Raw genomic sequence first — 25,800 nt, forward strand, 5'->3', positions numbered from 1 at the left:
TTTTTAACCTCCCCAAAAAACAAATAAGCTGTAAAATATTAGTTTATTAAAAAGTTAGTAAATTTTCAATGTTTATATTTATTTCCTAACAAAAAAAAACGACCTCTTAATACAAAAATTGTTTTAAGAGGTCATTATCATATCAGTTACTTTTGCGAAGCTTGCTTTTTATCGGAACTGCCTTATTATTTTCAGGAATTTTTTTTGGTAATTCGTATAGATGCCTTTTTCCTACATCCCAAACATTCGGAGTTGCCTCCAACTTCGGTGCATCTAACCGTAATCTGACTGTAGCCAGCGAAGTTAATCCACCATCAATATAAAGAAATCCTCTGTTTCGCTTTTCCATAAACTTCTTTAACAATAGGTGACTATGATTCTCCATATACTGTGCAAAATAGTCCATGCTTTCTTGTAAAACTAAAAATCCTGTAGAGAATTCATCTTTAATTTGTTCTAGCGAAGCCTTGATATCAGCTGAAAGTACGTCAGGTACCTTTATTTTTAGAAAGCTCCTATGGTTTTCGGAAAATTTTTGTTTCGCTGATAAAACAATCTTCCTCAAGCTTTCCTCATCTAATTCCTTGTCTAATTTATTTAATGGTTCCATACTAGAGTCGATCATTTCAAAGATCTTTTTTTCAAAATTCGAAAATGCCTGCTGTTGTATATTATCCCTATTTTCAGCTGTTGAAATGGAAGGATAGATAAAAGTGGAAAAAATCAAAAATACCAAAACAGATATGTATTTAAGAGCCGAACGAAAAATCATGATGTAAGTCCTTCCCTTTTAAAAATTAACTATCTAATTTCAGAAATCCGGTCATCCTAATTATTTTTTCACTATATCTAAATTATGTTCCATTTCGTTATTTATATGTACGCATGACTAAAAGATACATACTAAATACAGCTTATTTTTTATATAACATTGCATGCAAATTGATATCATTTTGCAAGATTTAGCTGCCAGGAAACACCATATCTATCTTCAACCCAGCCAAATTTTTCACTGAAAGGATAGGCAGCCAATGGCATAAGTTCTTTCCCTTCCTGTGATAACTTTTCAAAAATATGATTTATTTCCTCCTCAGAATCACAAGTAACAAATAATGACATAGCCGGAGTAAAATTATGATGGACTCCCGAGCCATTATCGTTAGCCATGAACGTTTGACCTTTTAATGTAAAAACAGCCTTCATCACTTGCCCATTTTCAAAATGGGAAACACTTTTTATTTCAGATTGGTTAAATAAAGAAGTATAAAAATTCATTGCCTCTTCTGCCTTGCCAGAAAACATTAAAAACGTTGTAATTTTTTGATTTGAATTTTCCATTTATGATCTACTCCTTTTGTAAAATGTTAGTGAAATTATATACTAGATATTAACGAACAGCATTTTTTATATGGGCTAAATGATGATTACCATGCCATGCATAAATACCTATATTTTTTTCAACTGTTACAATACCAGAATCGGGATGAATAAATGCTCTTTTTAGTTGCTCAGCTGTTAAGTTTTCGAGTAAATAAACCCAACGCTCGTGCAACGCTTCAATTATTTTCAAAGAAACGGATATGGGTAATTTGGAATCTGGCAGCTCAGCCCATTTATCTTCAGCATATGGTTTAATAGTTGGATTTTCTTCTGTTAATGCTAATTTGAAGCGGATATAAGCATTCATATGACTATCTGCAATATGGTGGACTATTTGCCGAATGGTCCAACTACCTTCTCTATATGTACATTCTAGAGCCTCGTCATTCAAAGAATTAACGACTTCTTTTAATCTCATAGGCAGCAAACGTATTTCATTAATCCATGCCTTTATATCTTCTGTTGTAATGTGTTCAGCACATTCGAATTCACCTATTGGAAATCGTTCATTCATACTATTCCCCCACCCTTTTTCTTTAATTTCTAAAAAGTTTTCTTGGAACTATTATACCTTGACGATAAATTAAAATAAAATCCTATTTAGATTATGGAAAATACGAGCTATCTTATGCGAAGGCTATTTTCGCAAATTGTGTAAATATTTTAAATCACCTATTGACAGAACATTTTTCACCTTATATAGTTAGTTACATAAGTAATTAACTAACAAAGTAACGAAGGAGGAAGTAGAACATTGATAGATGACAGCCGTCCTATATACGTGCAAATTGCTGAACGAATCGAAAATGACATCATTGAAGGCGGACTGCTCGAAGAATCACAGGTTCCTTCAACAAATCAATTCGCGTCTTTTTATCAAATCAATCCAGCGACGGCAGGAAAAGGAGTGAATCTGTTGGTAGATCAGGGCATTTTATACAAAAAACGAGGTGTTGGCATGTTTGTAGCTAATGGTGCTCGCAAGAAATTAATGGAAAAACGGAGAGAACAATTTTTTGAGCAGTATGTGGTGACCATGATTCACGAAGCAGAAAAGCTGGGAATTACAAGGGAGCAATTAACTGAAATGATCCAAAAAGGGGGATAACATTCGATGAATAATATAATTGAGGTTAAAAATCTAACAAAATCGTATGGGGATATAACTGCAATAAATGATATTAATTTTTCTGTTGAAGAAGGAAAGATCTATGGGTTACTCGGAAGAAACGGAGCTGGAAAAACAACCATCATGAATATGATTACGGCACAACTTTTCCCTACTAGTGGGGAGATAAAAGTATTTGGAGAGTCACCCTATGAAAATCACTCCGTACTCAGCCAAATATGTTTTATTAAGGAAAGTCAAAAGTATCCTGATACTTTTCGAATTATTGATGTACTGGATCTTTGCTCATCGTTTTTTAAAAACTGGGATCAGGAGTATGCATACTCGTTAATTGAAGATTTCAGACTGCCTATTAAACGGAGAATTAAGAAGTTGTCTAGAGGAATGCTATCTTCAGTAGGGATCGTTGTCGGTCTAGCAAGCCGTGCACCGCTTACTATTTTTGACGAACCATATTTAGGGCTGGATGCTGTTGCTAGAACTATGTTTTACGATCGATTACTTGAGGATTTCGGAATGTACCCTCGAACAGTTATTTTATCCACCCATTTAATTGACGAAGTAAGCAAGCTGTTAGAGCATGTATTAGTAATCAACGAGGGAAAGCTGATTATCAATGAGGAAGCAGATGCTATTCGTGGTCGGGCATTTTCTGTCGTCGGGCCTTCCGAAAAGGTAGATTCCTTTACCGTTGGAAAAGAAATATTGAAACGAGAATCAATTGGCAGCTTGGTTTCAACAACAGTTATGGAAGAATTGAATCTAAAAACTAGAATACAGGCAGAAGAGCTGGGATTAGAAATTACGCCGGTCTCTATGCAACAGTTAATCATTCATCTAACGGACGGCAAATCACATAGAAAGGCGGTAATAAACAAATGAATCGATTATCTCCTGTTATGAAAATGCATATGAAATCTAAATTTTCATGGCTTCTCCTTCCATGGGCAATTCTGTTATTTAGCTTTGGGATAAATCTCTTGATTGTTGTTCTAGTAGATGATAATAAAGGATTTTATACGGGTGGGTTAGCTTCTATATTTATTTATATGTTTATTATAGGTATTGGGATAATCGCACATACATTTCCATTCGCATTAGGATTGAGCGTACGAAGAAAAGATTACTTTTTAGGTACTATTACTGTCTTTATGGTCGTAAGCGCAGTATCGGCAGTCGTAATATCCGTATTTTCCCTTTTAGAAAACCTAACGAGCGGATGGGGTCATGATCTACACTTTTTTAGCTTACTAAACGCTTTTAACGACAATGTCTTCTGGCAGTTATGGATCTTCTTTATTTTATTGTCGCACATGTTTTTGTGTGGATTTATTATCTCCAGCTTGTACCGAAGATTTGGACGAAACGGAATGTATCTCTTTTTCACCATTCTAGTTCTTCTTTTTACCGTTTTAAGTTTTGCTTGTACGTATTTTCAATGGTGGATTCCAATCTTTAAATGGGTGTCCCATAATCCTAATCTACTTTCTTTAGGAATCATACTTGTAAGTGTAGTTTATACGCTCTTATCGTATCTGTTCCTTCGAAGAGCAACCGTTTAACTGTAGTAACCTGAAATGAGAGAAAATGAAAATAGCAAAATCGATAAAACCCTTGTTAATTTGGATACTATAAATCTACCATCACTGACTCTAGGAGATGCATCAAGAGAATGCGATTAACAAAGTTATTGATATCCGAACATAAAAATCCCAATGTTCTCAGTGTTATATACCGAGAAAAATTGGGATTTTATTTATTTATTCATGATAATCGAAAAAAGTTCAATTTATTTTAAATACACCTGTACACATTAATTAAAGTTTTATTATGACAATTACTCAATTCCTGATTGTCAAATAAAATTGTTACAAATGATGAAATAAAGTTGTATCATGATATACAACTTTATTTTTTATCAAGGAAGATTAAAGTAATATTATGGAAATCATCCTCCTAGTAGATGAAAGAAAGATTTATAAAATTTTCAGATTGGCAACTTTTCTTATTGAACTGCTAACTGGCAGGGTGGTTGAAAAAGGAAGAAGATTAAACTATTGACAAATGGAATGGTAATATATAGAATATTTAAAAATATATAAATCAAACACTTTGATTAGGAGTATTAAGGATAAGTTATTGTATAGAGAGCTGTCGGAAGGTGCAAGACAGTCATTAACCTCCCCAACTCGCCTAGGAGTGGATAGATTGATATGTAGATCTATACGGTTAACTTCCGTAAACAAGTCCTAAGAAGTTTCATTTAAAAAAAATGAAACAAGAAGAGTGGTACCACGATAAATATCCTATCGTCTCTTTATGAGACAGTAGGATTTTTTTATTTTCATATTTTAGAATTTATAAGGGGGAATTTACTAATGAGTGAAAGTTGTTTTATTTGCAATAAACATGCTGGGAATATTGAAACTTCGGGAGTAATGATTTACGAAGACGAATATGTTTATGTAGGCCATATTGATAGAAACGGTAAACCAAATTATCTAGGTCATATTATGATTGACTTAAAAAGACACGCTCCTACACTTGCCGATATGACAGTGGAAGAGGCAAAAGCATTCGGAGTCATTATGGCTAGAGTCAGCAAGGCTCTAAAGGAGTCAGAAAACGCTGAGCACATCTATTCATTTGTTTCAGGGAATTCGGTTCCGCATCTTCATATGCACATAGTAGCTCGTTATCCTAATACACCAAAAGAATATTGGGGGCCATCAGAAGTTTACGATTGGGAAAATGCACCTATGGGTGATAACAATGCAGTTGTAAAATTATGCAATCGTATAAAAGCATATTTGGAGAATAACTGACTGATATGGAAAATTCCATTAGTGAATTTAGTTGGATTGGGAGCCAAGCGAGTTTCGTAGACAAAATAAATATCAATAATATTAACCATATATCAATAGGACGTTTCGGTGGCAATTCAGTTGCAGGACAGTATAAAAACGAAGATGGTTGTCTGGTATGGACAGATGAAGAAGAAAATTGGGAGTTTGTTGTGATTTTAGATGCTCACAATTCAGCCGAAAGTGCTGAATTAGTAATAGAACAATTTTCAAAGGTAAAAATAGAAATACAAAATCTATTATCCCTATCATTTGAACAAACTTTAAAAAGACTTGAAGGAACAATACTAAACTTGTTTCAAGAAGAAAAATTTATTTCTGATTGTCGAAAAGTCAAAGGTGAAACAGCTTGTCTAATCGTTCTAAGAAAAGATAAGTATGTTTGGTGGTTTTCAATAGGGGATTGCCTTTCTTACCTATTTCATTCAGAACTTGCCAAACTTGGTCAGTATCAAATAAACCAAAGACAATTTTACGAATGGGTTGGGCAAGTTAACACATTTGAGAAAGTGGTTCCTTGTTATAGTAGTGGAATAAGAGAATTAAGAAAAGGAATAAATCGTATATTTTTAACAACTGATGGGTTAGTTGAATGTCCTAATGAACCCTTTTCTAATTCTAAAGATATTTATAAAGTAATGAAAAATAATCAAATTAACGATGGTATATTGGCACTTTTAAATACCATCAAAGAAAATAGTGTAAGAGATAGTACAACAATCATTTGTTGGGACGTGAATATAACAGGAGAAGTGACAAAACCAAGTGATGAATAAGTTAAAAACTGTTCTTAAACTACCGGGGGCTATAGTTGAAGAATGGGTAGTGTACAAAAATGATAACCACTATAAATATAAAAATGGCCAAGTAATTAACTTATTACTGGCCCATTTTTATTTTTTTCATTTAAATCATATTTGTAAAACCTAGAATACTACTTTAATTCATATAATATAATTTTAATTCACGTAGTACTTCTTTAAGCCACATGACACAACTTTAATATCCTTGAACAACACCAATATTTTCACCCAAACAATCATTCAACCGTCAAGCTCTTTGCGACATTTCTTGGCCGGTCCACATTATAACCACGAACGGTTCCTGCATAATACGCTAATAATTGAAGTGGAATGGCTGCTATGATCGGCATAAGGAAAGGATGAACTTCTGGGATATACATGACTTCATCGACGATTTCACCTACGTCGTCATCACCAACTGTAGTTACTCCGACGACGAAAGCATCTCTGGCTTTAATTTCCTTGATATTATTAATAGTTTTATCCCTAAGATGCTTTTGGGTAGAGAGGGCAATTACTGGAACACCGGGAGTAATTAAAGCCATCGTTCCATGCTTCATTTCACCTGCGGGATAGGCATCTGCGTGTAAATAAGCAACCTCCTGCAGCTTAGTTGCCCCCTCTAAGGCTAGAACATAGTCTAATCCCCGTCCAATTAGAAATAGGCTATTCTGATCCTCTGTTACCTGTGCAAATTGATCGATAGCGTCTTGAGTCATAACAAGTGTTTTTTCTACTTCTTCAGGTAACTGGAGCAGCTCTGTCAACATCTCAGGAATTCTTTTCAGCCCCGGACCATTTGTTTTTTCCGTTAATACAATAGCCAATAGTAATAATACTGTGATTTGAGAGGTGTATGCTTTCGTTGCTGGTACCGCTAATTCGGGTCCAGCATTCGTACAAATTGTACAATCCGCCTTACGAGCTAAATTACTCCGTTTTCTATTGGTAATTGCTATCGTTTTACATCCATGTGCCTTTGCTTCTTTTAAGGCGGATAATGTATCCGCTGTTTCTCCAGATTGACTGATGACGATGACGAGGTTATGTTCATTCAATGGTCCATGTTCACAACTAAACTCTGATGAAATGGATACTTCAACCGGAATATCTAACATCGTTTCCATCACTTTTTTACCAATAATTCCCGAATGATGCGAAGTCCCACTGCCAATAATATCGATTTTTCGAAATTGACTAATGCACTGATCATTTAAAAATTGGTGTAGTTCTGGAATATCAACGCCTTTTTCAGTTAGCCGACCTTCTAGTGTATTTTTTATTGCCCTTGGTTGTTCGATGATCTCTTTAAGCATATAGTGCTCATATTCTTGTAGATTCATTTCATCTTTATCCCAGTCAATCGTCTTTTTCTCTGGGTGAATGATGTCCCCTTTAATTGTTTGTACCTTTATTTCCTTTGGAGTTAATACTGCGATTTCTCCATTTTTTATCGGATAAATTTCCTTTGTGTATGGCAGGAGTGCGGAACTATCCGAAGACAGGAAGGCTTCATTCTGACCAAAGCCTATGATAAGGGGATTCTCTTGAGATATCGCAATAATCGTATCTGGTTGGGATTTTGCCATAATCGCAAGCGCAAATGATCCTTTTAAGAGAGGGAGTACTTTTTTCACTGTTTCCTCAAAGTTCCCTGTATCATAGTGCATAAGAAGATGTGGGATAACTTCTGTATCTGTATCTGTTGTAAAAGTATGCCCTGCCTCAATCATTGTATTTTTTAACTGTCTATAGTTTTCGATAATTCCATTATGAACGACAATAAAGCGACCTTGTTCATCACTTAACGGATGTGAGTTGGCAACAGTTGGCGCCCCGTGTGATGCCCACCTTGTATGACCAATCCCGAGATTGCCTTGTATCATTGGGTCAATTTCTATTAGTGCTTCTAAATCCTCAATCCGGCCTTTTTCTTTACGAATTTCAATGGATTCCATATTCGAAATTGCAATTCCAGCCGAATCATACCCACGGTAATCCAAGTGGGTCAAGCAATCTATTATGATTGAATGAGCTGAAGATTTCCCGATATATCCTACGATTCCACTCATTTAGCTCATCACCTCGATTGATTTGATACCAATATTATAATCGAAATTGTGTAATCGGGGAAAGGAAGAGGGATTAGAGTATATTTTTTATTTCATCGAAAGATGCTCATAAGGACTATAGCTCAATAAAGCACCTTTTATTGCTAGATAGTTACGGCTAATAAAAGGTGTTTTCATTCTCTAATCTCATTTAAGTTAAGGTACCAATAAATTTACTTCGAATTAACTTCCATTTCACAAAGTCCCGTTAGGCATACTTTCAGCTAGTTATACTTCGTATAGAAATCGCTTCAAGTATGCCTCACAGATCATTTTATTTTACATATAACAAATCGACATACTATAAAGTTTTTTACACCTCTATTACATTTAAATTAAATTTTTATTTTTTTTGTAACCTTTTTTGTTCCCAAACGACATATGTATTTAGGGGGGGCTAGCGATGGAAAATCAATTTTATCAATTTTATGAAAAATATCATCAAAGCTTATTTCAGTTTTTATTTTACATGGTTAAAAGTCGTGAACAGGCAGAGGATTTAGTGCAAGAAGTGTATATACGAGTATTGAAATCTTATCATCAATTTGAAAACAGAAGCAGTGAAAAAACATGGGTATTTTCTATCGCAAGACATGTGGCCATTGATTCATTTAGAAAACAAAAAAGATGGAAACATCGAATAGCAGATACATTTGATTTTGAAACCAACCAAATTAGTGATCATTCCCCGCTCCCTGAAGATATTGCACTACAAAACGAATCCATCCAATTAATGTATCGATGCTTAAACAATTGCAAAATAGATCATCGAATGGTATTAATTCTTAGATATATCCAATCGCTAACCATCTCAGAAACTGCCGCTGTACTAGGCTGGACCGAGGGAAAGGTGAAAACCACACAGCATAGAGCACTTAAAGCCTTAAAAATCTTGATGGAAGATGAAACTGTGAAAGGAGCTGCAGAATGTGCAGGGATACGATTGGAACGATAATGTTTATGATATAGAATACATGCTCAAACAATTTCCTATCGTAAAAGACCGCAGGCAGCCTCATGAAATCTATATAAGGATTGCTCCGATAATAAAAAGAAAAAAACGGTTTACATGGATAGTGAAGTAAAATTCCGGACGCACGGAAAACTAGGCGCGACTATCAATAACAAAAGTATACATTCCTTCAGTTTAAATCGATAGGTAATAAGGCCTTTTTTGATAATAGTTTTACTTATTTTGAACAGACAGTTTTACCTGTCTGTTATTTTTATAGGCAGGCTAGATAGAGCATGCATCATGTGTGTATAAGGATTATTAATAATCTAACCATTGTAATAATAAGTGATCTTTTATGCTAAGGGCTTTGTTAAACAATATTGTTTTTTCTAATAAAAAAACCTGCATGGTATGTGTTCAGCTAGTTTTTCTACGTAAAGAAATCGCTTCACACAAACCATACAGGAGATTTTATCAACAACATCAGTAACAAAGCTTTGATAAAAAGTATGATTATACCATATTTGGATATACTGTTTTTGTAATATGATTTAGTTGGTATCATCTGTTTCGATTTTACTTAATACACTCTTAATCATATATTCATCATTTCTTAGCATAAGAAATTTATTATAAAACTATAAATCCTTTTACTTAAATTGGAGGTGGATATAGTGCAAGGCTTCCTAAATTTATTATTTTTAATGGAAGTTCTCGGTGCCTTTGCTTTGATCATTTTCTGGACTTTCTTTCGTCATGAAATAGAAGAGGAAAAATGAACTATAAAGCGTCATTTCATACCTGCCGATTTTACTCCACACTTTATAATCATTATTTCCTCTTCAAAGATTTTATTTCATTATTTTAAATTCATTATTGACTGAGGCAATGATTTCCTCTGTATCAATATAGTTAAACTCGACTAATGATCCTTTTTCAATAAAGATTGAATATGGAAAATCTGTTGATTGAACGACAAAGATTTTATCATTTCCTTCGATCATAAATTTTACGGACGTCCCACGATCTGTCTCAGCTTTGTAAACATGTGAAACTTTCCCTTTTAATGATTTTAACAATGCTATATCTGTTGGAGTGGTTTCATCTTTTCCAAGTTTTGTCGCAATGGCATATTTGTATTCATCGAATAATTTGCGCTTAGAATCTCCTGTACTGTATACTTTTTCATCCTTTGCATTGACAAGCATCATTTCCCGGAATACATGGTTTGAGTCCATAAGTGGAACGACCCAAGTAAATTGGCCATAAATCGAATAAAGAATTGGTGTTCCTGCTTCATATTTATTGGCTCTAAATGTCTTTTCCGCCACATTCATTGCAGATTTTCCATTTAAAAGACCATTCCCTTCCGTAATGAAGGTAAATTTTCCTGTTCTCGCATTTAATATCGAATAGCTGACCATCGCCCCACTATCGGATTTTGGACGAGTAAAATCGGTAAACCAATTAAGCTGCAAATCCTGATTAAAGACACCATTTACTTCATCCACATCGTCCCACTGAGTAGGTACCATTACATCCTCTTGAGCTAGAAGAGAATTCCAGAACCCATGAACGTATTTTCCGTACCATTCATTCCAATCCTCAGCAACGCTCGTTGGAATCGCATGATCAATAAAATCAGGCAGGTTGTCTAAAGAGTAATCTTGTATTTTACCTGTAATCGGATCAACTAAATATATCCCTTTTACATCAATAATGTTGCGGAACTTTACATATTTCCCATAAGGAATAACATAGTATGGATGATCTTGATCATCTGGTTCGAAGCTCACATCTAATAAAATCATGTCCTTATGATACTTCCGAACATGTCTTTTAATATCTTTTCCAAAGTAAGCAGAAGGAACATAGGTCATGTTTGCTTCAACGAGTTGTGCTTCAGCACGCTCATCCTCTGCACTCATTTTAATATACCCTGGTACTTTTTCCCCTTTCATCCACTTGAAGAAACCAGTGTATTCAATCGGTGTAACCCAATAAAGATGGTTATCAATTTTTTGGATAGTAGATTCTCCTAAATCGTAGTAGGATGAATGCTTTAGCTCACCAATCAATTTTTCACTGCGATACCTTGCATATTTTTCCGGGACAACAGGAATATGCTTCTCATCGATTACAGATTTCTCTTTTTCTGCAACCTTTACTTTTTGTTTAACAAATTCATATTTAGTATTTGTGATTGTTAATGGGTAAACAAAGGTAAAATAAAGTCCTCCAATGATAAGAGCTATCCCTAGTAATGGTGTAAGGGAACCATATTTCACTTGGCTATAAAGGATATCAACAAGCAGGAAAATACCTACTAAAAACAATCCATAGCTAATAAAAGCTTCCCATGTATGATCAACGAGTCCGAAATAGGTAATCACAAAGGTGATAAGAAACCCTAGAATCAAACGAAAGCCTTGAAAATATAAAAAGGATTTCTTTTTATATTGAGCCTTCCAAATAAAAGGATTCAATGTTAATGCAAATAATGCAACAAGATAATACATGATGTTTTCCTCCGTATGTCAATCTAGTAGTCATTAAACAGAAAGGAGAAAGTGAAACGTGCGGCATCATCTTTCTCTTTCTTATTCTACTAAAATAATACGGACCCGATATAAAAAGGTTTCAACCATTCTTGAAAATCATAAATTTTAATAAGTGTCCGCCCTGGGTGGAAAAAGCACCTAAAAGTCCACGGATGGTGTCAGGCACCAAAAAAAGTATCTAGTGGAATCCCACTAGATACCGAATACATATTTATTTTTTTGTGAGTGTAAGTGTGTATGGCTTGATTGTTGGATTTCCAAAAACATCTCTTACTTTGACATGATATTTTCCTTTTGTCAGGTGTACATGCATGATCTCTGTTTGACCCGAATTATAGTAATTAGAGGTAGCAATGTGTTTTCCATTTTTATAGAGCGAAATAACACCATCTACTTCTTTTCCTGAATCAAAAGACAGGTATCCGTCTATGGTTTCCTTTACATTGATAACATACCAATCCTCATCACCATTAGGTTTTCCACTGTTTAAGTGTCCTGTTGCTTTCCAGGTTTTTGAATTGACCTTTTTCAAGGATAAAGGTTTAGACGGAATATTTTTCTTAACAACATTACCTGCATCCTCATCCTTTGTTACAGCAGGTGCAATCGTCAATTTATATGGAACCAATGACAGCTGATAAGGGCTAGTTGTTAAACCAACTAATTCAATAATGTAGTTTTTCCCTTTTTCTACTTTAAAAGATCCATAATTGACATCTTGGTTTATGTCAAACAGACCATTCGCAACAAAACTTGCTCTTTCCAAGTCTTCATCATCGAGCTTACGATTTTTATTCACATCTTCATAAATAATCGCTACTCCAAAAATCCTTTCAAACAAATCCTTAGGATATTTCTGTAATGCATCCTTACTCGGTTTATAACTTTCAAATAATAAGCTATACGTAGTCGATTTTTTTCCTTCTAGATAGAATTGATCATTTTCACCTGGAATAGAGAAATTCCCTTTCACTTGAGAAGCTGGGAGATTTTTTACCTTTCCAGATGGATTGCTCTCATCGTTGCCTTTAGGGTTTTTAACAATAAGCTTCGATCCCAATGTATATTGATCCATTGAAACCGATGAATTAGTGAAAAAATTCCCCCTTACACGGATAAGGTAGGTTTCACCTTTTTTCAATCCAGCATATACCTTGCTTGAAACATCATTACTAAAAAAGCTTACAGGGCCATTATCTACGACATACTCATCCCATATGATTGGATTACCCTTTTCATCCTTGTCTTTTACGAAACGATAGATTTCAAAATAAGGCTTCCCTGTTTTTGGCTCTGGTAAAGTAAATTCATAAATCCCTGTTTCTTTTAAATTTATTTTGTACCAATCCTCATCACGTACAGTCTGGAGATATCCTGACTTAGATTCTCCCACTGAATACGGAATTGCACCGTCTAATATCCTTTGATAATAATCAACCGGATTTTCAACTTCGTCTAAAATAGGGAAGTTATCTTCATCTGGCGGTAAAATTTTCCCTTCAATTTTTAGATGGTATGGCAATAACGATGATTGTGGTTCTGAAGATTGTTTGCCAAAGTCCTCAAAGAAAAATCCATCATTAAATCCTGGTTTATTTGTCACCTTCACATAATATTCAGTATCTGGATTTGCCGGTATTGTAAGGGTTTCCCCTTCACCAATTCCTCCATTATTCACTTGCCAATCGGGTTCAATATTATCAATAGATATAGGTGGTGCTGGAGGTTCTTCTCCAGTAGAAACAGATCCATCTTCCTCTTTCTCTGACGATAAGCCAAGCGATTCTTTTGTGTATACTTGGATGGCAGAATCTACTCCATCAATTCCGTTTATTGATAGCTTCACCACTTGTTGGTCTGTTGTTTTAAAAGTGAAGAAATCATCATCACCCTTTTCTCCAAATAACGCAAGTGATCCGGACGTGTATGGCAAGCTTGGAACATTTATTGGGGATTCAAATGTTGATTCATCCTTTGGTTCTTCTGTTTGGCGACTGATCTTTAGCTTATATTTGGACTTTTTGGCGCTGGAATCATCATAGTTTCCATTCACATCTTTAACACCAATCGCAATTGTGCCACTAAATGGTGCCTTTACTAGCTTACCTTCTGTTTTACCGGCTCCAACATCATTGACATCTAATATTTGACTTTGACTTTCATCATCTGAATAAAAGTGAATCATCGTCTTCAAGTCATAAAGTGGGGATGGTGCAACTTGAGTTTGAATATATTCCCCTTTTTCCACATGGAACTGAACCCATTTTTGCTCAAAAGGCTTTGTTAAAGTTCCTTCTTTTACATAAGAATTCGCGCCGGATAGTTTTTCTGCGATTTGTAAAATTTCCTTTTTTGTCCACTTATTTTTCACGAATGTTGGAAGCTTTTTAATATCATATTTAAGGGCAGCTGTTGGATTCACTAATCCATACCCATATTTATGATCAAATCCCTTTTCACCTAGATCAGTCGCTGTATGCTCTAAAATATATTCTACTTGTACAGGTTTTAAGTTCGGATGTTTAGATAGAAGTAATGACGCAACTCCAGCTATCATCGGAGAAGCCATTGATGTCCCGCTTAACGTTTCAAATGTAGATTTTTTTTCTAAATCATAGATCGGTGCATAGATATCTTCCCCTGGAGCAACAAGATCTATGGAAGGTCCAAAGTTTGAAGTATAACTGAGCTTCTTATCCTTATTTACGGAGCCTACACTAATAACTCCTTCATATGCGGCAGGATAATTAGGGATATCCTCCCCATCATTTCCAGCAGCAGCGACAATTGTCACTCCTTTATCAATGGCCTTCTGAACGGCTTCCTCAAGTAATAGAGACCTGTACCAAGAACCTAAACTTATGTTTATTACCTTCGCTCCGTGATCTATTGCATAGAGAATCCCTTCGGCAATTGTATAGTCCGAAGTAAAAATACCAATACGGTCAAATACGTCAATGGATAAAATATTGACATTTGGATTAATGCCGTATCCACCTATTTCATTGCCTTTTTTACTTGCAATAATTCCGGTTACATGAGTACCATGAATATCAGGTTTTGTTTGACTCATTGGATTCAATACATTGTAGCTGTTTTTCGTGAATGCACCTTTTAATTCTGGATGGTTTTTATCCACTCCAGTATCAATAACAGCGACAGTCACTTTATTTTTCCCTGCTAGTTTCTGAGCCTCAGCAATTTTTAATAGGGAGAGATGATATTGATCCTTTACCTTCGGATCGCCAGCTGTCGATAATTGTTTAAACATTACACTTCGATTAATAGAAAGAACCTTGTTGTTTTTTTGGAAAGCTGCCATCACTTTTTGTAAATTCGCCTTCTTACGAACCTTTACAGCCATGTACTGAAGCTTGCTTACATTTTGAATGACATCAAAATCTTTCCCATAACCTGTTATACTTCTTACTGAAAAATCTGGGTGGTGCTTGATAACAAACGTATCCTCACTAAACGCGGATCCCTTTGATTGATCTAGCTGCTTCTGAAGGGCTGATACTTTTTTGTTTGTTAGCGTCTGTTTACCCAAAGATGTCGAGATTGCATAAGAATTCTGTGAAAACAGTGATGTTGAGGCTACAAGAGTAATTCCTAGCCCCAATGCAGTTAACTTTTTCCAAATCGGCTTCATAGATTCCCTCTTTTCTATTAGACTATTTGTATAATACTTTAAAATTACAATTATGGAAATATATTCTTTTCGACAAAAAAATCTATTTCTCATACTCTCTGTTAAACATAGATTTATAGACTGATTTCAGTTTATAAATTAGACGTATAATTGAATCAATAGTTTCAATTATAAAAAAAAATATGTTAGGCTTCTTACATGCCTAACACATTCCTCTCATATACTTTCAAATTTGTATAAATTAGTTGTAAATTTGGTGTTTTGAGGTTGTTCTTGTTAGCGTGGTTAAGAAGGTAGTGAAAAAAGTGATCAGCCTCTGTTGGCAGACCCTTTTCCATATCACGCTGCATAGACGATTTCATATTATAGGTCAATGTATTTATTTTGTCTTGAAGTGTGTTGGTCATATTGGTTTCAATTGGTGCCTCGAGCGATTCCATAATTGAAATGACTTCGTCTGCTATATTTTGGATCGCTTGCTTTCCTGCTGCTGTTTCACGAATCGGTCCGATTGGTGCCCTCGTCAAGGTAGTAATTCCTGATAAGGTTGATATAAACAAATATTTATCCCACATTGCTTGTAGAATGTTAGGGCTATATTGAAAATTTGCCTTCGTTCCAGAAAAAACATTCTGCAGCACTTTCATTCGATCCGTTTCTTCTCCATTCAGTTCTCCGTACACTAAATTATGCGCAGGGCTAGTTTGAATTACATTCCCTTTTATGTCCAAAGTGGTCTCAATAAAGCACAGACCTCCAATGACCTGTTTTTCTCCAAATTCTAATATTAGTTGATTGATATGTTCGATGCCATTTAATAAAGGCAAGATCATTGTTTTCTCATCCATATATGGACGAATGCTTTCAATTGCCCCATCAAGGTGATAAGCTTTCGTTGAAAGAAGAATAATGTCAAATGGATCTGCTTCATCCCCACTCATAATGAGTTTTGGCTTCAGTTTCATATTTCCATGTGGACTTTCTATGACTAGCTCAGTTTCTGTCAACTGTTGAAATCTTCTGCTTCTGACAAGAAAGGTGACATCCTCCCCTTTTTCTAATAATCTTCCACCAAAATAACCGCCAATCGCTCCTGCACCAACTACTAATATTCTCATTCCCATTACCATCTCCTTTAATTTAGAAATTCTCTAGCAGACTATTATCTTTTTGGATCTTATATTTAATTATATAATATTTTGTATAATTCAGAAATTTATTTCGATTCCATTTTGGTGCCTGACACCGTTCGTGGACTTTTGCCCCTTTTTTCCACGGAGGGTGGACAGTTTTTAGACTGCTAAATTGTAAAAGGTTCATTCATTATGAATGAACCTTCTTCTTTATATTAATTTACTTAAATATTTGCCTGCTTCTTGTCCGCCTTGTAACGGAATAAAGGTGACTTCATATTTGAAAGCACTTGGCTTTAGCTGGTACTCAGGGAGCGGACCCGGTCCACAGCTATTGCTTCCTAGTCCGTTCAGGTAATGGTCGATATTCAATGTAATGAATTCTCGCTTCTTCAATTGGTAGTTATGTTTTGCTGCTTCAATATCTTCTTTCGTAAAATAATGAGCACTGAAATTCATCGTGTCATTAGCTACTGTCAATAAGCCGAAGTTAATGCCGTTATGGAAGCTAGCCCATTTCACATCACTTCTATTTCCATTTTCCTGTGGGTATTCGTATGGGAAAAATAGCTCATCAACTGTTTTTTGATAGTGTCCTATTTTGCAAGCTAGCTTACTATCAGGATAGCTCTCCCAAGGACCTCTTCCGTACCAATTTACTTGGCTTAAATCGCCTGGAATTCGCATCTCCAACCCAACCTTTGGCCAAGTTTCCGGCAGTTTTCCGTAGGGCTCACCTGATACTGATAATTGAACTTGCCCATTTTCATGAAGCGTATATTCGTAGCAGCCATCTATGCCCCAGCCAACTACAAGAGGTGCAATATTCACTTCAACCCGTACCTTTACTGTATACTCATCCAGCTGCACAAAATCTACTTTTCTAGCATCATGCTCAAGCATGTGGAGATACGATTCCTTCCAATCCTTTACGATATACATTTCATTGTCGGTCATTGCCCGCCAAAAGTTCATTTTTGGCCCCTGCTCCATCACCTGCTGACCACTTACAGTCCAAGAGGTTAAATGTCCGCTGCCCCGTGAAAACTCGATTTCAAAATCATTCCCTTTTACAATATAAGCAGTATCCGTACTCTCTACATGGACCGTTGCTTGAGATCTTAAAGCAGTTTTTTCTTCCATCGTTTTCACATTAGGAAGATCAAATTGTGCCCAAGCAACCTCATGTCCTTTATTCGCCCATGATGTATCAAACTTTAATGTAAAAGAAACATTCAGCTTATAATCACAATGTGATTGAAGAGACTGTTGTTTATAAGGGATTTGAATATGTCCTGTTTCGTTTGCTGGAATAGTTGGTAATGATACTGTACCACTGGCGACAAGGTCCCCATCAGCCACTAGACTCCAACTGCATTCCAGATGATCAAGAGACAAGAAATTATATCGATTTTCGATATGAATCATACCTTCATTAATATCTAGTGCAGTAGCTATGACAGGCTCAATGATTTTCTTATATTGATGAAGGCCAGGTGACGGCTTTCGATCAGGACTTACCAAACCATCCATACAGAAGTTTCCGTTATTCGGTTCATCCCCGAAATCACCGCCGTAGGCAAAAAATTCTTCACCTTTATCTGTATACTGTCTTAATCCATGATCAATCCATTCCCACACAAAACCACCCTGCAGACGTTCATATTTATAAAAAGCATCCCAATATTCCTTTAAGCCGCCAGGACCATTGCCCATGGCGTGGGCAAATTCACATAAAATATGCGGCTTTTCCCAGTTTTCTGCTTCTGCAAATCCGATAATTCTTTCAACGGAAGAATACATTGTACTATATATATCGGTTGCTTTCGTTTCACGGTCCCCTTCATAATGAACCACTCTTGTATCATCTAATTCTTTACAGCGCCTATACATAGCTTCAAAATTACAGCCGAATCCTGATTCATTTCCAAGTGACCACATAATAATGCTTGGATGATTTTTATCACGCTCCACCATACGTTCTAATCGCTCAACATATGCCGCTTCCCAGCTCGGATCATTACTTATTTGGCTGGCATCCCCAAGTAACTCAAAGCCATGGCATTCAAGGTCCGTTTCATCGATAACATAGAGACCGTATTCATCACATAGATCATAAAATCGAGGATCGTTTGGATAATGAGCCGTTCGTACCGCATTAATATTGTATTGCTTCATCATAATAATATCTTTTTTCATCGTTTCATAAGAAACCGTACGGCCTTTATCAGGGTCATGATCATGGCGATTGACCCCTTTAAACATAACAGTCGTTCCATTTACCTTTAAATTACCGTTCTTTATTTCAATCGAACGGAACCCGATTCGGTACGGTACAGCTTCGATTACATTCCCATCTTCATTTTTCAAAGTAAGAAGAAGTGTATATAAGTACGGATCTTCCGCAGACCATTTGCGTGGCGATGAAATATGTTTTTGTACGTTCAATGTTAATTCATCTAAAGCTGAGATTTCTAATACCTCGAAAAAATTGCCTTCTAAGCAGCGTTCATTTTTATCAAAAAGCTGGTAAGATAATATGAATTTGCCATCCACAGCTCCAGTATTTTTAATCTTTGCACGGATGTTTAAGTCTGCATCGTTATATTGATCATCTAGCTTCGTTGTAACATAAAAATCAAATAAATGAACCTTTGGCACTGATAAAAGGTAAACATCTCGAAAAATACCGCTTAACCACCACATATCTTGGTCTTCCAAATAAGAGCCATCACTCCATTGGTACACTTGAACCGCTATACTATTTTCTCCTTCCTGAATAAATGGGGTAATATCAAATTCTGATGTTAAGCGGCTCCCTTGACTATACCCGATCTCTTTTCCATTCACCCATAAATGAAATGCACTATCGACACCATCAAACTTAATATGAACATTGCTACCATCCCAATTTTTCGGAATAAAGAAGCTCCTTCGATAGCACCCAGTTGGATTTTTTTCCGGCACATGTGGCGGATTAACAGGGAATGGATAATAGAGATCTGTATAATGTGGTTTGCCATATCCTTGCAGCTGCCACACACCTGGAACTTGAATGTCGTCCCATCCAGTGCAATCATAACTTTTTTCGTAAAAATTCTTTGGTATCAATAATGGATGCTCAGCATAATAAAATTTCCATTTCCCACTTAGCAATTGAATCCGGGAAGAAGCCTCTTGAACGAACGATAACGCCTCTCTTTCATTTTGAAACGAAAGAAAGTGGGCTCTTGGGCTCAATCGATTTCGTTGTAGCAGATGTTGATTCCGAACATCTTTCTTTTGAAATAATGTCATGTAAATTCACCTCAATCTTGTTGATCAATCAGAGACCTAAAATTAATTGGTTACTACTCCTTGTTTTGCTACAACCTTTTTTTGATAAGACCTCCAAGTAATACACCATTTCTCTGGATGATCCAAATAATCCTGCTCATCCAGCCTATGAATCGTACTTTGATTAGGAGCATTCTTTACTAGTTCTGGATTTTCATATGCTTCATTTGAAATCTGTTCAAGGGCTGAAATATACTCGTCTAGATCTCTTTTTGAATAAGATTCTGTCGGCTCTAAAGTAAATGGCTGTTTTACGATATAAGGATGATGACTCGTCCAGTAATGCAAACCAAAATCGGTCATCCTTCTTTGGACATCCTCAGTTGTAACCCCAGTTTCATTTGTTAACTGTTCCCAGCTGTAGCGGACTTGCTCTAATCGATGGCCCTTTACATATGGAGCACTTGCACCTCTAATGTTTAACACTTTATGATACATATAATTATTATTAAGAACGGCTGTTTTCGCTACTTCTTTAAGCCCTTCTGCTCCTAATGCTCGGATCCAAGCGTAGGACCTTAGGACAGTTTGTGCTACCCCATGAAAAGCACGAACCTTTCCAATCGAATGCTTCAGATCATAGTTTAAATAATAGTGTTGATCTTTGCATTCAACTATTGGGGCTGGTAAAAACTCCTTCAATTCTTCAATCACACCCAATGCTCCCGTTGCTGGTCCGCCACACATATGCGGGGCTGCAAAGGTTTTATGAAGATTAAAGAAACACATATCAAATCCTGCTTCCTTCGCCCGTGTAATACCCAACAACCCGTTGGCATTTGCTTGGTCATAATAGCAAAGTCCGCCAGCATCATGAATTATTTTTGTAAACTCTTTAATTTTCGCATTAAATATCCCCGTATCTTCTGGGTTCGCAACCACAAAGCCTGCAGTGCGATTCGAAACAACAGCTTTCAGTTTTTCAATATCCGGAAATCCATTTTCATCAGGATGTAAAGTAATCACTTTATAGCCTTTTACTGCTGCAGTAGCTGCCTGTGATGGATGGGAAAAAATCGTTGTGATAATTTCGTCACGCTGATCACCTTCGCCGCGCACTTCATGATATTTGCGTACAATCGATGCCATCGTAAATAACGCTTGTGTACCGCCACTCGGTTGGAAAGAGAAACAATCCATTCCAGAAATTTCTCTCATGCTTAAATCCAGCTTATAAAAAATCTCCAGCATTCCTTGTACGGTCGATTCATGTTGTAAAGGATGAAGCTCCATCATTTTAGGGTTTCGAATAAGGAGCTCATTTATTTTTGGAATGTATTTCATCGTACATGTCCCTTGCCCGATTTCAACATTAAAATCAGACCCAAGCGTTTCTTGTGATAGACGAAGATAATGGCGTAATACTCTTGCCTGACCAATCTCAGGAAGTGCTGGTTTTTCTTTTCTCTGCATTGATTGTGGGATTTCAGAAATCCCGTCACCAACTATATTTACGATTTCATCATCAACAGGTGGAACCTCGACCCCTTTTTCACCTTGCTGATGAAGTTCAAAAATAATGGGCTCATTCCATTTTGCTTGATGGAAATTTGTATTATGCTTTAGATTGCTTTGAATGACGTTCATTTATTAGGCTCCTTTCTATTTACCGATAATCTCTTTAAGTACTTGAACGAAGCGGTCAATATCATTCTTTGTGTGAACTTCTGTCACGCAGTACAAAGCACATTGTCCCAGCTCAGGAAATTCTACGGACAAATCTTTCCCGCCAAATATTTTATGATGAAGAAGCTTTTGATTGATTTCTTCAACTGTTAATCCTGTTTCATTAAAATCAACAATAAATTCCTTGAAAAAGGATGATTTTAAATGTGATCCCTTTATTCCTTCTAATTGGTTCAGCTGTCCTGCTGCATATTGACTATTTTGCATAATCGCCTGACCCACTTCATACATGCCATTTGGTCCCATCAAGGATAAGTAGACACCAGCAGTTATGCCCCATAGGGCTGTTTGAGTTCCAACCGATTCTTTCCCTTTTTCACGCAAGGCAAAAGATGTACGTTCATAGGCAACATCCCCAAAACCGTACTCACCTTCTTTAATCGTAGGGATAACACCAAATAATCGAGAAGGATATTCTTGTACATATTCGATCTCATCTCTCGTTGCAATAAATCCTGCTTGACCACCGCTGTAATTCATATGCATACCAAGAGGCTGTAAGTCACCACATACGATGTCTGCTCCATAATGGCTAGGTGGTGCTAAAACACCGAGAGAAATTGGATCTACACCAACAACCATCAACGTTCCATTTGTTTTTAACAGTTTCGAAATTTCCTCTCCTTGTGATTCAATAAAGCCTAAATAGGATGGATTTTCAAAATAAAAGGCTGCTACGTCTTCGTTCAAATGAGTTTTCAAATCTTCAAGATTGATGAATCCTGAGTCTGTGTGAAAGTCTACAAATTCAAACTGTAGGTCTGGTGTACCATAATTAACAATGATTTTGCTTCTTTCAGGGGCTACTGTTTTTGCAAGAAGCACTTTCTTTCTTTTCGTTATTCGTGCGGCCATTCGAATTGAGGTAGCTGCCGCTTGCCCCCAATCAAAGGTAGGGACATTGACTACATCCATATCTACTAATTCTGCTAGTAAACTTTGATACTCAAAAAGCGTTTGAAAACGGCCGTGATCTTCATAAGGTTCACCTGCGTATGCTGTTAAAAATTCTGATCGCTGATTGATCTCATCACACACTGCCGGAATAAAATGCTGCCAACAACCAGCACCTAAAAAGTTCAAGTATTCTTTTGTACTAGTATTTTTTTGAAGTACTTCTTCGATGTGTCGACGAAGCTCATACTCTGTAAGAGCCTTTGGCAGATTCATATCTTCCTTTAATTGAAGCTCACTAGGAATGCAATCATATAATTCCATGACAGAATTTACTCCGATTTCCTTAAGCATTTCTTGTTGAATTTCCGGTACCATATTCGGAATATAAGGGTGTACTTTGTTCGACATTGATTTTACCTCCTTAAATTTCATGGCTCTTTTCTAATACTTTGTTGCTATTTGTAACAAAGTAAAAATCGGTAGTAGGATTTTTACGGTTGTTTTTGCACTTATATAAAAAGTATGGGGTGAAGAAAAGAGCACGAAACCAGTTTAATTAAGTATTTGAGCTATTTACGAAAAGCAACAACCTTTACGAAAACAGCCAATTTCTTTTAAGCTAAGCTTTGTTATTAGTTTATTGTTGATAAAACTTCCTGTGGTGCATGCGGGCAGCGATTTCTATACGTAGTAAACTTTACTGAACGCGTGCACCACAGGTATTTATTAAGAACAACAATATTATTTAACAAAGATTCTCTTTTAAGCTAAACCGCCACCATCGACAATTAATTCTGTTCCTGTCACCCATGATGCTAGATTACTAGCAAGGAATAAAACTCCATTTGCAATATCCTTTGGTGTTCCAATTCTAGATAATGGACGATCTATTGCAGACGACGCGAGGAAGGCATCCTCTTTTACATTTAATTGTTTCGCTTCATCCCTCAACAACGGTGTATCTGTATCTCCAGGACATATACAGTTCACACGAATGTTTTGTGGTCCGTGGTCAATAGCCATCGCCTTCGTTAAATTGACTACACCTGCTTTAGCTGCACAATAAGCAGCCGCTTGATCTCCGCCTTTTAACCCCCAACCGGATCCTGTATTGATAATACTTCCTCCACCACTGGCTGCCATTAAAGGAATTAAGTATTTGGACAGAAGATAGACACCTTTTAAAGATACGTCGACGACTAAATCCCAATCGTGTTCATCTAAATCTACAACACTCTTTCTTTTTATAATCCCCGCATTATTAAAAAGGACGTCAACAGCCCCATACTCTTTCTCGATATGATGTTGAACATGCTGACAGTCTTTAGCATTTGTGACATCACACTTGATAAATTCCGCTTGATATCCTTTCTCACGAAGATCTTTTGCAGCCTTTTGACCATTTTCTTCATTTATATCTAAAAGCACCATTTTTCCACCGACTTCGGCTAATAGATTCGCAGCAGCAAGACCAATACCTGATGCGGCACCTGTTACAACACAAACTTTATTTTTCAATTGAAAATAATCTTGAATCATCTCGACACACTCCTATTCGCTGCTTCATTTATTATGTTTCCTGCTATTAAAAACACGCTTGATGTCCAAGTAAAAGCAGGATCGCGAAGACCTTTTCCTGTAATGGCATTAAAGTTTTCTGCCATACCGGATTGATTCGCCATTATACAAAATTTTTCTGCCGTTTTTCTCGCTAATTCGTTTTCTCCACACGACTGCAACCCATCAATTAAAAGCATGGTCGATGGAGCCCAAATAGGACCACGCCAGTACCCATCCTCTCGATAATAAGGACTATCCACACTCTCTGTTGCAAATCCAAACTCTGTTTGAAATTGTTGCAGCCCTTCTAATAAAATCTTTCTCTGCTGATCTGTTAATCTCTCTCCTAAAATAAGCGGAATATAGAGCAACAGGCTTTTTTCCTCAATCGGCTTATGTGAATAAGAATGACAAGCACGAAAACCTTTTTTTGTCCAGAAATGATCGATCATTTTCAAAAAGGTTTCATCTGCACGTTTCTTCCATTCCAGTGCTTCATCCGCTTTATCGAGACGCTCAGCGATCATTGCTAGAACATCCATTTGGACAATTAAAAAGGCCGATAAATCAGGTGTTTCTACTGGTATTCCTTTTGAAAATACCGTACTGTTATCCCAGCCGCTATCATTTCCATGATTGTATTGAGCAATCCCGTCCTGATCATCATCTCGATAAGAAAACCACCAGTTCGTCCAGCGAGAAAGCGGCTCATAAACCTCTTGTAGTTTTTCATTATCGATAAATGGGGAACGAGCCATCATCCATCTTAATGTCCAGCCATGGATCGGCGGCTTACAGCAATTCCATAAAGCCCATTGATCGTTTAAAAAATCCGGCAAGGCCCCTGACTCATCCTGTTGATCAAAGAAAATACAATATTGATCCCAGGCAAGATCCGGCAGCTGCTCAAATAATGCCATTGCATTAAAGCAATGATCCCAGCTCCAAATGTTCGTCATCCAGTTTTTCGACATATACATCGCAGGTCTTGTTAACAATCCCTCTGGTTTTACAACACATGACCAAGTAATATAGGAAGCCATATCATGCCCCTTATGAAAGGAAGTAGGAACCTTTAATGTTTTCTCTTGCCATTGTTTAAACTCATCAGCTACTTGTTCAACGTTTTCAGTAAAACTCATTTCTAGACTGTTTTCCTTTTCAAACACGAGCTGGTATTCAGAAATAGCAATATCAAATATTTGACTAGATGAATCCGGTTCACAGCAAACCGTAATATGTTTGCTTTTATCTACTTCAAAGGGAGCATCGACTTTCATGGTTCCTTCTAAAGGAATCATCCGAAAACGGCGTTGTTGTACAAAACTATTCTTCTCCCATGATTGATCCGGAAAAGGCAATGCATAATCATAGGCTCCCGTAATAGCTGTTAATTTTAATCCGAGAGCCTTACCCCTTATTCGTATTGTTTTATCAGAGCTGAAGCAGCATTCTATCGAATCAGAACTTCCGTCCATGGGAACTAGCTTTAACAGATGAGGAGCCCATTCCACTTCATAATCAATGACTTGATGATCACGAACCATTTCCATTTTAAATAGAGCACTTTCTTTTTCGTCCCCGCCTCGAATATGGCGAATATATAAAGCATTCTGATCGCTCCCTCGCGTGTATATCGGAGAAATGACTAAATAAGATCCGTATCTGCTAAACGGTATCGTCATATTTCCAACCTTCATCATTTACTTGACCTCCTATTCTTACAAAATGGA

The 25,800-nt window shown here is 36.5% G+C and carries 18 protein-coding genes and 1 other annotated feature; of the genes, 6 read left to right on the top strand and 12 right to left on the bottom strand.

The features are described from left to right. Positions 1-142: 142 nt before the first annotated feature. From ACQKP0_RS03885 to ACQKP0_RS03895, 3 genes are all read right to left on the bottom strand, one after another. Complete coding sequence (locus tag ACQKP0_RS03885) at positions 143-772, bottom strand: hypothetical protein (RefSeq protein ID WP_427404501.1); 630 nt, start codon at positions 770-772, stop codon at positions 143-145. Between the two features lie 176 nt (positions 773-948). Continuing rightward, positions 949-1,338, bottom strand: a complete 390-nt coding sequence (locus ACQKP0_RS03890; RefSeq protein WP_427404502.1) for a VOC family protein — start codon at positions 1,336-1,338, stop codon at positions 949-951. A gap of 49 nt (positions 1,339-1,387) precedes the next feature. Continuing rightward, positions 1,388-1,894 (bottom strand): YfiT family bacillithiol transferase, encoded by a 507-nt coding sequence (locus ACQKP0_RS03895; RefSeq protein ID WP_427404503.1) that lies wholly within the window; start codon positions 1,892-1,894, stop codon positions 1,388-1,390. 243 nt (positions 1,895-2,137) lie between these two features. Here ACQKP0_RS03895 and ACQKP0_RS03900 point away from each other — a divergent pair, with 243 nt between their 5' ends. The 5 genes from ACQKP0_RS03900 to ACQKP0_RS03920 all read left to right on the top strand — a co-directional run bounded on the left by ACQKP0_RS03900 (position 2,138) and on the right by ACQKP0_RS03920 (position 6,149). After that, positions 2,138-2,488 carry a GntR family transcriptional regulator gene (locus ACQKP0_RS03900; RefSeq protein ID WP_427404723.1) on the top strand — a complete coding sequence of 117 codons (351 nt, stop codon included), beginning with the start codon at positions 2,138-2,140 and terminating at the stop codon, positions 2,486-2,488. A gap of 6 nt (positions 2,489-2,494) precedes the next feature. Continuing rightward, the gene (locus ACQKP0_RS03905) at positions 2,495-3,391 is read left to right on the top strand and encodes an ABC transporter ATP-binding protein (protein WP_427404504.1); all 897 of its coding nucleotides are present in this window, start codon (positions 2,495-2,497) and stop codon (positions 3,389-3,391) included. Next, positions 3,388-4,071 carry a hypothetical protein gene (locus ACQKP0_RS03910; protein ID WP_427404505.1) on the top strand — a complete coding sequence of 228 codons (684 nt, stop codon included), beginning with the start codon at positions 3,388-3,390 and terminating at the stop codon, positions 4,069-4,071. The genes ACQKP0_RS03905 and ACQKP0_RS03910 overlap by 4 nt, the downstream gene beginning before the upstream one ends. A gap of 541 nt (positions 4,072-4,612) precedes the next feature. After that, positions 4,613-4,829 (top strand) — a binding site (T-box leader). Positions 4,830-4,887: 58 nt separating this feature from the next. Beyond that, positions 4,888-5,334 carry an HIT family protein gene (locus ACQKP0_RS03915; RefSeq protein ID WP_427404506.1) on the top strand — a complete coding sequence of 149 codons (447 nt, stop codon included), beginning with the start codon at positions 4,888-4,890 and terminating at the stop codon, positions 5,332-5,334. Between the two features lie 5 nt (positions 5,335-5,339). Then, on the top strand, positions 5,340-6,149 hold the full coding sequence (locus ACQKP0_RS03920) for a protein phosphatase 2C domain-containing protein (protein WP_427404507.1): 810 nt from the start codon (positions 5,340-5,342) through the stop codon (positions 6,147-6,149). A 263-nt stretch (positions 6,150-6,412) separates the two neighbouring features. Here ACQKP0_RS03920 and glmS read toward each other — a convergent pair whose 3' ends face one another. After that, positions 6,413-8,248 carry a glutamine--fructose-6-phosphate transaminase (isomerizing) gene (gene glmS / locus ACQKP0_RS03925; RefSeq protein WP_427404508.1) on the bottom strand — a complete coding sequence of 612 codons (1,836 nt, stop codon included), beginning with the start codon at positions 8,246-8,248 and terminating at the stop codon, positions 6,413-6,415. A 442-nt stretch (positions 8,249-8,690) separates the two neighbouring features. On the opposite strand from glmS, the gene sigX reads away from it, so the two are divergent. Then, positions 8,691-9,242 (top strand): RNA polymerase sigma factor SigX, encoded by a 552-nt coding sequence (gene sigX, locus ACQKP0_RS03930; protein WP_427404509.1) that lies wholly within the window; start codon positions 8,691-8,693, stop codon positions 9,240-9,242. An 851-nt stretch (positions 9,243-10,093) separates the two neighbouring features. Here sigX and ACQKP0_RS03935 read toward each other — a convergent pair. The 8 genes from ACQKP0_RS03935 to ACQKP0_RS03970 all read right to left on the bottom strand — a co-directional run bounded on the left by ACQKP0_RS03935 (position 10,094) and on the right by ACQKP0_RS03970 (position 25,767). Continuing rightward, a complete protein-coding gene (locus tag ACQKP0_RS03935) occupies positions 10,094-11,761 on the bottom strand; it encodes a hypothetical protein (RefSeq protein WP_427404510.1) in 1,668 nt (555 codons plus the stop codon). 253 nt (positions 11,762-12,014) lie between these two features. After that, on the bottom strand, positions 12,015-15,455 hold the full coding sequence (locus ACQKP0_RS03940) for a S8 family peptidase (protein WP_427404511.1): 3,441 nt from the start codon (positions 15,453-15,455) through the stop codon (positions 12,015-12,017). A 194-nt stretch (positions 15,456-15,649) separates the two neighbouring features. Then, entirely contained in the window at positions 15,650-16,573 is a 924-nt protein-coding gene (locus tag ACQKP0_RS03945) for a ketopantoate reductase family protein (RefSeq protein WP_427404512.1), read from the bottom strand. 225 nt (positions 16,574-16,798) lie between these two features. Beyond that, the gene (gene ebgA, locus ACQKP0_RS03950) at positions 16,799-19,885 is read right to left on the bottom strand and encodes a beta-galactosidase subunit alpha (protein ID WP_427404513.1); all 3,087 of its coding nucleotides are present in this window, start codon (positions 19,883-19,885) and stop codon (positions 16,799-16,801) included. A gap of 42 nt (positions 19,886-19,927) precedes the next feature. Continuing rightward, positions 19,928-21,511, bottom strand: a complete 1,584-nt coding sequence (gene gcvPB, locus ACQKP0_RS03955) for an aminomethyl-transferring glycine dehydrogenase subunit GcvPB (RefSeq protein ID WP_427404514.1) — start codon at positions 21,509-21,511, stop codon at positions 19,928-19,930. A 15-nt stretch (positions 21,512-21,526) separates the two neighbouring features. After that, on the bottom strand, positions 21,527-22,915 hold the full coding sequence (gene gcvPA, locus ACQKP0_RS03960; protein WP_427404515.1) for an aminomethyl-transferring glycine dehydrogenase subunit GcvPA: 1,389 nt from the start codon (positions 22,913-22,915) through the stop codon (positions 21,527-21,529). A 354-nt stretch (positions 22,916-23,269) separates the two neighbouring features. Next, positions 23,270-24,046: an SDR family NAD(P)-dependent oxidoreductase gene (locus ACQKP0_RS03965; protein ID WP_427404516.1), complete on the bottom strand. Its 777-nt coding sequence runs from the start codon at positions 24,044-24,046 to the stop codon at positions 23,270-23,272. Further along, positions 24,043-25,767, bottom strand: a complete 1,725-nt coding sequence (locus tag ACQKP0_RS03970) for an amylo-alpha-1,6-glucosidase (RefSeq protein WP_427404724.1) — start codon at positions 25,765-25,767, stop codon at positions 24,043-24,045. Before ACQKP0_RS03970 ends, ACQKP0_RS03965 begins: the two co-directional genes overlap by 4 nt. Positions 25,768-25,800: the final 33 nt, after the last annotated feature.

The sequence above is a fragment of the Heyndrickxia sp. NPDC080065 genome (assembly GCF_050281185.1).
Lineage (GTDB): Bacteria > Bacillota > Bacilli > Bacillales > Bacillaceae_C > Heyndrickxia.

Excerpts from the sequence above, each read along its gene's own strand:
- ACQKP0_RS03885 (WP_427404501.1), bottom strand. The coding sequence starts at position 772 with ATGATTTTTCGTTCGGCTCTTAAATACATATCTGTTTTGGTATTTTTG.
- ACQKP0_RS03890 (WP_427404502.1), bottom strand. The coding sequence starts at position 1,338 with ATGGAAAATTCAAATCAAAAAATTACAACGTTTTTAATGTTTTCTGGC.
- ACQKP0_RS03895 (WP_427404503.1), bottom strand. The coding sequence starts at position 1,894 with ATGAATGAACGATTTCCAATAGGTGAATTCGAATGTGCTGAACACATT.
- ACQKP0_RS03905 (WP_427404504.1), top strand. The coding sequence starts at position 2,495 with ATGAATAATATAATTGAGGTTAAAAATCTAACAAAATCGTATGGGGAT.
- ACQKP0_RS03910 (WP_427404505.1), top strand. The coding sequence starts at position 3,388 with ATGAATCGATTATCTCCTGTTATGAAAATGCATATGAAATCTAAATTT.
- ACQKP0_RS03915 (WP_427404506.1), top strand. The coding sequence starts at position 4,888 with ATGAGTGAAAGTTGTTTTATTTGCAATAAACATGCTGGGAATATTGAA.
- ACQKP0_RS03920 (WP_427404507.1), top strand. The coding sequence starts at position 5,340 with ATGGAAAATTCCATTAGTGAATTTAGTTGGATTGGGAGCCAAGCGAGT.
- glmS (WP_427404508.1), bottom strand. The coding sequence starts at position 8,248 with ATGAGTGGAATCGTAGGATATATCGGGAAATCTTCAGCTCATTCAATC.
- sigX (WP_427404509.1), top strand. The coding sequence starts at position 8,691 with ATGGAAAATCAATTTTATCAATTTTATGAAAAATATCATCAAAGCTTA.
- ACQKP0_RS03935 (WP_427404510.1), bottom strand. The coding sequence starts at position 11,761 with ATGTATTATCTTGTTGCATTATTTGCATTAACATTGAATCCTTTTATT.
- ACQKP0_RS03940 (WP_427404511.1), bottom strand. The coding sequence starts at position 15,455 with ATGAAGCCGATTTGGAAAAAGTTAACTGCATTGGGGCTAGGAATTACT.
- ACQKP0_RS03945 (WP_427404512.1), bottom strand. The coding sequence starts at position 16,573 with ATGAGAATATTAGTAGTTGGTGCAGGAGCGATTGGCGGTTATTTTGGT.
- ebgA (WP_427404513.1), bottom strand. The coding sequence starts at position 19,885 with ATGACATTATTTCAAAAGAAAGATGTTCGGAATCAACATCTGCTACAA.
- gcvPB (WP_427404514.1), bottom strand. The coding sequence starts at position 21,511 with ATGAACGTCATTCAAAGCAATCTAAAGCATAATACAAATTTCCATCAA.
- gcvPA (WP_427404515.1), bottom strand. The coding sequence starts at position 22,915 with ATGTCGAACAAAGTACACCCTTATATTCCGAATATGGTACCGGAAATT.
- ACQKP0_RS03965 (WP_427404516.1), bottom strand. The coding sequence starts at position 24,046 with ATGATTCAAGATTATTTTCAATTGAAAAATAAAGTTTGTGTTGTAACA.
- ACQKP0_RS03970 (WP_427404724.1), bottom strand. The coding sequence starts at position 25,767 with ATGAAGGTTGGAAATATGACGATACCGTTTAGCAGATACGGATCTTAT.